Source organism: Streptomyces kebangsaanensis (assembly GCF_001906585.1).
Classification (GTDB): domain Bacteria; phylum Actinomycetota; class Actinomycetes; order Streptomycetales; family Streptomycetaceae; genus Streptomyces; species Streptomyces kebangsaanensis.
This window is the reverse complement of sequence record NZ_JUJA01000011.1, coordinates 1-5,654: the sequence shown is the minus strand read 5'-3', so window position 1 is coordinate 5,654 and position 5,654 is coordinate 1. Positions and strand designations below refer to the sequence as shown.

Sequence of the window (5,654 nt, the reverse complement as noted above, 5' to 3'; positions counted from 1 at the left end):
ACGGCGTTCTGCGGGCCTGGCGGGGCGAGTGCGTACACAGACGCCGAGGGGCCCGCAGCAGTCGCGCTGCGGGCCCCTCGGCGTCTGTGTCGCCGGTTCCTCTCACACCTGGTCTCGGCGCAGCGAGGGCTTGAGGTCCTTCAGCCGGCCGAGCAGGCCGTTGACGAACGCGGGCGACTCCTCCGTGGAGAATTCCTTCGCCAGCTGCACCATCTCGTCCAGCACGACGGCGTCCGGGGTCTCGTCGACCCAGATCAGCTCGTACGCGCCGAGCCGCAGGATGTTGCGGTCGACGACCGGCATGCGGTCGAGCGTCCAGCCGACCGCGTACTGGCCGATCAGCTCGTCGATGCGGGCGGCGTGCCCGGCGTAGCCCTCGACCAGCTGCATCGTGTATTCGCTGACCGGCGGCTGCCGGGTGTCGGTCCGGGAGAGCCGGATCCAGTCCGCGAGGACCGTCAGGACCCCGGCGCCGCGCTGGTCGGCCTCGAAGAGGATCTGGAAGGCACGCTTGCGGGCCGTGTTGCGGGCAGCCACGGTTAGCCGCTCACCCGGCCGAGGTAGTCGCTGGTGCGGGTGTCGACCTTGATCTTCTCCCCGGTGGTGACGAAGAGCGGCACCTGGATCTGGTGGCCGGTCTCCAGGGTGGCGGGCTTGGTGCCGCCGGTGGAGCGGTCGCCCTGGACGCCCGGCTCGGTCTCGGCGATGGTCAGCTCGACGGCGGCGGGCAGCTCGACGTAGAGCACCTCGCCCTCGTGCTGGGCGACGGTGGCCTCGAAGCCCTCGACCAGGAAGTGGGCGGCGTCGCCGACGACCTTGCGGTCGATGTGCAGCTGGTCGTAGGTCTCCATGTCCATGAAGACGAAGTAGTCGCCGTCCATGTAGGAGAACTGCATGTCACGCTTGTCGACGGTGGCCGTTTCGACCTTGACGCCGGCGTTGAACGTCTTGTCGACGGTCTTCCCGGAGAGCACGTTCTTGAGCTTGGTGCGCACGAATGCCGGGCCCTTGCCGGGCTTGACGTGCTGGAACTCGACGACGGACCACAGCTGGCCGCCTTCGAGCTTGAGCACCATGCCGTTCTTGAGGTCGTTCGTGGAAGCCACGGTTGCGGAATCTCCTGGACTGACGTACGACCCGGGGCAGGCGCCCAGCGCGAGGCTAGAGCGCGAGGAGCTCCTTGGTCGTGATGGTGAGTAGCTCGGGTCCGCCGTCCGCCTCGGGGCGTACGACGAGCGTGTCATCGATCCGGACGCCGCCCCGTCCCGGGAGATGGACTCCCGGTTCGACGGTGACCGGCACGCAAGCGTCCAGTTTACCCATGGCCGAGGGGGCCAACTGCGGGTCCTCGTCGATTTCGAGTCCGACCCCGTGCCCGGTGAGGGGTTGCAGGCGCTCGGCGAACCCCGCGGAATCCAGGACCTGACGTGCGGCGCGGTCCACGTCGCGGCAGGCGGCGCCGGGGGTCAGGGCCTCCCGTCCGGCGCGCTGGGCGGCGAAGACCAGGTCGTACAGCTGGATCTGCCAGTCCGCCGGGGACGTGCCGATCACGAAGGTACGGCCGATCTCGCAGCGGTAGCCGCGGTAGGCGGCGCCCAGGCACACCGAGAGGAAGTCGCCCTCCTCCACCCGCCGGTCGGTGGGCCGGTGGCCGCGGCGGCCGGCGTTCGGGCCGGTGGCCACGGAGGTCGGGAAGGCGGGACCGTCGGCGCCGTGGTCGACGAGCCGCCGCTCCAGCTCCAGGGCGAGATGGCGCTCGGTGCGGCCGACGAGGATGGACTCCAGCAGCTCGCCGAGGGCCTGGTCGGCGATCTCGGCGCCGATCCTCAGATGGGAGATCTCCTCCTCGTCCTTGACGACCCTGAGCTGCTCGACCGCGCTGCCGAGGTCCGCCAGTCGCAGCCGGGTCGCCACCGAGGCGAGGGCGCGGTGGCGGGCCACGGTGAGGTGGTGTTCCTCGACGGCGAGCGAGTCGGCGCCCTGGGACTGGGCGAGATCGGCGGCGGCGACGGCCGGGTCTCCGCCGGGGGGATGGGGCAGGACCTGCACGCGCAGGGTCTCGTCGGGACGGCCCTCGTAGGGCCGGTCGTCCGGGGGGCTCTGGCACAGCAGGAGGTCCTCGTGCTTGGCGAGGAGCAGGACGGCACCGTGCGGGGACGCTCCCGCGAGGTACCGGACGTTGGCGGGACGAGTCACCAGCGCCGCCGCGCTGCCGCCCGCGTGGCAGCGTTCCCTCAGCCGGGTTCGGCGGGCCGCGTACACCTCTGACATGAACCGAGCGTAAGAGCCGTGGCTCAATATCGCCGTTCGGGAGGGGCCGAGTGGGGACGGCACGGCTGCCCGCGGTTACGTCCCTACCACTTCGGGGGGCTCGTGATGGCCCGGGTCAGGATCTCGTCCAGGAGACGGGCCGTGGAGGGGATGTCGAGGGCGGAGTTGTCGATGATGGGGAGGCCGGAGCCGTACCAGCCGGCCATGCGGCCGTGGATGCGGGCGACCTCCTCGTCGGTGAGGCGGCGGTTGCCGGTGCGCTCGGCGTTGCGCTCCAGGACGACGTCCAGGCCGGGCAGGAGGACGACCGGGAGCAGGCCGGGGCCGACGTGGCGTTTCCAGCCGCCGAGGCCGACCACCGGGCGGTCGGGGAAGACGGCGTCGTCGAGGATGCACGAGATGCCGTTGGCGAGGAAGTTGCGCGCGGCGAAGCCGCAGGTGCGACGGGCGAGACGATACTGCGCCTCGGAGTTGTCGTTCCACCCCGACTGCGGGTCGGCGAAGCCGGAGCGGACCCATTCGCGCACGTCGTCGAGGCTGATGTGGGCGGTGGGCACGCGGCGGTGGTCGGCCCAGTACTTGGCGACGCTCGTCTTGCCCGCACCCGCCGGTCCGATCAGCAGCACCGCCAGCGTGGTGGTCGTCGGATCGGGCGCGGTCCGGGCGGGCGGCACGCCGGGCATGCCGACCGGGCCGCCCGGCGGCAGCCGGACGTGACCCGTGGCGTCCGGCGCGGGCGGCGGAACCGGTGGCGCCGACGGGTGCGGGCCCTGCGGGGGTGGGCCCTGCGGGGGTGGGGCCGACGGATAGCCGGGAGGCGGGGGCACGGGCGCGGAACCCTGGGGCACGCCCGGGTACTGCGGCCCCGGGTGCTGCGGCCCCGGGTGGTGTGCGGCCGGCGGCCGGCCGGCGGCCGGTCCGTGCCCCGGCTGGTGGGGCGGCGGCAGCGGTGAACCCACTGCGTGCTGCATCCGGTGCGACTCCGTCTCGTACGAGGCAACTGACGCCGGCGACGGGCCCGACCCCGCCGCCTACCGAACGGTACCTTCCCCGGCCGCCGTATGGTGAACGACCGGGCGCGGCCCGAAGTGCCCGCCGCCGTACGGCGAATCGGGCAGAGGGGGCTCGTCGGGACTTACTGCCCCACCTCGCCGTAGGCGGCGAGCAGCACGGCCGGGTCGGGTCCCTCCAGGACGGTGGGCTTGGCGAGGCCGTCGAGGACGATGAAGCGCAGCAGGTCGCCGCGGGACTTCTTGTCGACCTTCATCGTCTCCAGCAGCTTGGGCCACTGGTCGTAGCGGTAGTGCAGCGGCAGGCCCACCGATTCGAGGACCGTGCGGTGGCGGTCGGCCGTGGCATCGTCCAACCGGCCCGCGAGACGGCCGAGTTCGGCGGCGAAGTGCATGCCGACGGCGACCGCCGCGCCGTGCCGCCACTTGTACCGCTCGTTCTTCTCGATGGCGTGGCCGAGCGTGTGCCCGTAGTTGAGGATCTCCCTGAGGCCCGACTCCTTGAGGTCGGCGGAGACGACGTCGGCCTTGACCCGGATGGAGCGTTCGATGAGTTCGGCGGTGTGCGGGCCGGCCGGGGTACGGGCGGCCTCGGGGTCGGACTCGATGAGGTCCAGGATCGCCGGATCGGCGATGAAACCGGCCTTGATGACCTCGGCGAGTCCGGAGACGTAGTCGTTGACCGGGAGGGAGTCCAGGGCGGCCAGGTCGCACAGCACGCCCGCGGGCGGGTGGAAGGCGCCGACGAGGTTCTTGCCCTCGGCGGTGTTGATGCCGGTCTTGCCGCCGACGGCCGCGTCGACCATGGCCAGCACGGTGGTCGGGACGGCGATCCAGCGCACCCCGCGCAGCCAGGTGGCCGCCACGAAGCCGGCCAGGTCGGTGGTGGCACCGCCGCCCACGCCCACGATGACGTCGGTGCGGGTGAAGCCGGACTGGCCCAGCGCCTTCCAGCAGTAGGCGGCGACCTCGGCGGTCTTGGCCTCCTCCGCGTTGGGCACCTGGATGGCGATCGCCTCGTAGCCCTGCTCGGCCAGGTCGGTGCGGAGCGCGTCCCCGGTCTCGGCGAGCGCCTCGGGATGGACCACGGCGACCCGCTTGGCCTTGTCTCCGATCAACCCGCCGAGTTCGCCCAGGAGTTGGCGGCCGACCAGTACGTCGTAGGGTTCGCTGCCCGCGGTGCCGCCGACGTGGACCCGCGTCACTGCCTCGCTCATGCTTCCTTCCACTCCACTGCGTCCAGAACGGCTCGGGTGACCTCTTCGGGCGTACGGCCGTCGGTGGCCACCACGGCCGTGGCGACCTCCTCGTACAGGTGCCGGCGGGCCTCCATCAGCTCGCGCCACTGCCTGCGCGGGTTGACCGCGAGCAGCGGCCGGGCCGCGTTGAGGCCGGTGCGCCTGACGGCCTCCTCGACGTCCATCGACAGGTAGACCACCCGCAGTCCGGCGAGCAGCGCGCGGGTGTCCGCATCCAGGATGGCGCCGCCGCCGAGGGCCAGCACCCCGTCGTGTTCGGCCAGCGCCCGGCGCACCGCGTCCTTCTCGACCGCGCGGAAGACGTCCTCGCCCTCGTCGACGAAGATCTCGGCGACGCTGCGGCCCTGTGCGGCCACGATGTCGTCGTCGGTGTCCCGGTAGGCGGCGCCGAGGCGGTCGGCCAGCATCCGCCCGACGGTCGACTTGCCCACGCCCATCGGCCCGACCAGGACCACGACCGGTGCGGCGCTCACCGGATCGCCAGGTTGTCGAGGTAGCCCCGCACGTTGCGGCGGGTCTCGGCCACGCTGTCGCCGCCGAACTTCTCCGCGACGGCGTCGGCCAGGACGAGGGCCACCATGGCCTCGGCGACGATGCCGGCGGCCGGCACCGCGCACACGTCGGAGCGCTGGTGGTGGGCCTGCGCCGCCTCGCCGGTGGCCACGTCCACGGTCCTCAGCGCCCGCGGCACGGTCGCGATCGGCTTCATCGCCGCCCGCACGCGCAGCAGCTCGCCCGTGCTCAGCCCGCCCTCGGTGCCGCCGGAGCGGCCGGTGGCACGCCTGATGCCCTCGTCGGTGGTGACGATCTCGTCGTGGGCCCGGGAGCCGGGCACCCGGGCCAGCTCGAAGCCGTCGCCGACCTCGACGCCCTTGATCGCCTGGATGCCCATGAGCGCGGCGGCGAGCCGGGCGTCCAGCCGGCGGTCCCAGTGCACGTGCGAGCCCAGGCCCACCGGCACGCCGTACGCCAGCACCTCCACCACGCCGCCGAGCGTGTCGCCGTCCTTGTGGGCCTGGTCGATCTGGGCGACCATCGCCTCGGAGGCGTCCGCGTCCAGGCAGCGCACCGGGTCCGCGTCCAGCCTCTCCACGTCCGCCGGGACCGGGTACAC

General features: G+C 72.6%; 7 protein-coding genes. All 7 read right to left on the bottom strand.

The features are described 5' to 3' along the window. Nucleotides 1–102: 102 nt before the first annotated feature. Nucleotides 103–537: a transcription antitermination factor NusB gene (nusB, locus tag RH94_RS00650; RefSeq protein WP_073945729.1), complete on the bottom strand. Its 435-nt coding sequence runs from the start codon at nucleotides 535–537 to the stop codon at nucleotides 103–105. Between the two features lie 2 nt (nucleotides 538–539). After that, complete coding sequence (gene efp / locus RH94_RS00645; RefSeq protein ID WP_073945728.1) at nucleotides 540–1,106, bottom strand: elongation factor P; 567 nt, start codon at nucleotides 1,104–1,106, stop codon at nucleotides 540–542. Nucleotides 1,107–1,161: 55 nt separating this feature from the next. Next, nucleotides 1,162–2,271 (bottom strand): aminopeptidase P family protein, encoded by a 1,110-nt coding sequence (locus tag RH94_RS00640; RefSeq protein WP_073945727.1) that lies wholly within the window; start codon nucleotides 2,269–2,271, stop codon nucleotides 1,162–1,164. An 83-nt stretch (nucleotides 2,272–2,354) separates the two neighbouring features. Then, on the bottom strand, nucleotides 2,355–3,242 hold the full coding sequence (locus RH94_RS00635; protein ID WP_073945726.1) for a Pro-rich N-terminal domain-containing protein: 888 nt from the start codon (nucleotides 3,240–3,242) through the stop codon (nucleotides 2,355–2,357). 164 nt (nucleotides 3,243–3,406) lie between these two features. Next, entirely contained in the window at nucleotides 3,407–4,498 is a 1,092-nt protein-coding gene (gene aroB / locus RH94_RS00630) for a 3-dehydroquinate synthase (protein WP_073945725.1), read from the bottom strand. Continuing rightward, complete coding sequence (locus RH94_RS00625; RefSeq protein WP_107428585.1) at nucleotides 4,495–4,977, bottom strand: shikimate kinase; 483 nt, start codon at nucleotides 4,975–4,977, stop codon at nucleotides 4,495–4,497. Before RH94_RS00625 ends, aroB begins: the two co-directional genes overlap by 4 nt. A 32-nt stretch (nucleotides 4,978–5,009) precedes the next feature. After that, nucleotides 5,010–5,654 (bottom strand): chorismate synthase (aroC, locus tag RH94_RS00620; protein WP_073945724.1); only part of this gene is annotated, 645 nt, incomplete at its 5' end.